The sequence below is a fragment of the Nocardia sp. NPDC058658 genome (assembly GCF_042716665.1).
Taxonomy (GTDB): Bacteria; Actinomycetota; Actinomycetes; order Mycobacteriales; family Mycobacteriaceae; genus Nocardia.
In genome coordinates this window covers 1-1349 of sequence record NZ_JBHXRR010000060.1, presented here as the reverse complement: position 1 = coordinate 1349, position 1349 = coordinate 1, and the positions used below count along the sequence as shown (strand labels likewise).

Genomic DNA, 1349 nt, shown 5'->3' with positions numbered 1-1349 from the left:
TGAGGTTCCCCCCGAACGGTGGACAAGGGGGCTATGCGGCTCAGGCGACTACCGCTGAGAGCGACCGCTCGTAGCTGTCAGGACTTTGATTCCCGATCGCGGAGTGCCGCCGAGTAGTGTTATAGAAACTCATCCACATGTCAACCGAGGCAACAAGTTCGGCTATCGTGGCGAACGCGTGTCGGTAGTAGTGCTCGTGCTTGAAACTCGACCATAGCGATTCCGCAGGGCTGTTGTCCCAACATATTCCGGTCGCGCCCATCGATCGCCGCAGCCCGTGCCGATGGCAAGCCCGGGCGGTCAAGTGCGCGGTGAATTCCCCACCACGGTCTGAGTGCAGGATCGTGCCCCGGCACTGCCCACCGCGTGCGGCGACGGCGGCGTCGATCGCCTCGGTGACCATGTCGGCACCGATATGGTCGGCCAGGCTGTAGGCGAGCACTTTGCGGGTATGTCCGTCACGGATCGCGCACAGGAACATGTCACCTTCACCGCACGTCAAGTACGTGATATCGGTGGTCCAGACAGCGTCGGGGCGGCCCTGGTCGAACCGACGTTGCACCAGGTCGGGCGGGAACGACGCGTTCGGGTCCTGCACGGTGGTTTTCACTTTGAACGTGCGCGGGCTGATGCCTTCGACCCCGATCGAGGCCATGATCTTGGCGACGGTGTTGACCGAGACCCGCATCCCTTGATCGCGTAGTTCGCCGGTGATCCGCGGTGATCCGTAGGTGCCGTGGGAGTCGCGGTGAACGGTGAGGATCTTCGTTTCCAGGTCCGCGCGCCGCTGTTGGCGGTCGGTGAGAATGGTTGTCGCCCTGCGTTTTACATAGGCGTAGTAGCCGGCTTTGGATACTTTGAGCAGGCGGGCCATTCTCGGGATCGAGAATCGTTGTCCTTCGGGCGAGGCGGTGCCTGCGGTCTCGGTGATGTTTTCGGGGCAGGCGTACTTGACCATCAGTTCGAACCGGGCCGGTTCTGCTGCATCGCGGCAAAGTACGCCGATGCTTTTTTCAGGAACTGAATATCCTTGTCCTGCTCGGCAACTCGCTTCCGCAAGGCGAGGAGCTCGGCCCGCTCGACTGCTTGCAGGGGTGTCTCGCCGACGGCTTGCGCGGCGTCGATACGTCGTCGTTCGTCTTTGACCCAGTTGCTGAGCAGTCCGTCGTTGATACCGAGTTCGCGAGCGACTTCGGCGACGGTGCGAGCAGTATCGATCACCCGGTGGGCGGCCTCGACCTTGTACTCGGCCGTGAACGACCGGCGTTTACGAGGAGGCATGCGGACATCCTTTCAAACAGACCGAGTGGTCTGTCAAGTCGGTGTCCACTACCCGGGGGGAACCTCAG

General features: G+C 62.0%; 2 protein-coding genes. Both read right to left on the bottom strand.

The annotated features are described in order from the left end of the window. Window positions 1-40: 40 nt before the first annotated feature. Window positions 41-958, bottom strand: a complete 918-nt coding sequence (locus ACFWUP_RS31345) for an IS3 family transposase (RefSeq protein WP_379239606.1) — start codon at window positions 956-958, stop codon at window positions 41-43. Continuing rightward, complete coding sequence (locus ACFWUP_RS31340; protein ID WP_379239605.1) at window positions 958-1281, bottom strand: transposase; 324 nt, start codon at window positions 1279-1281, stop codon at window positions 958-960. The genes ACFWUP_RS31345 and ACFWUP_RS31340 overlap by 1 nt, the downstream gene beginning before the upstream one ends. Between the last annotated feature and the right edge of the window lie 68 nt (window positions 1282-1349).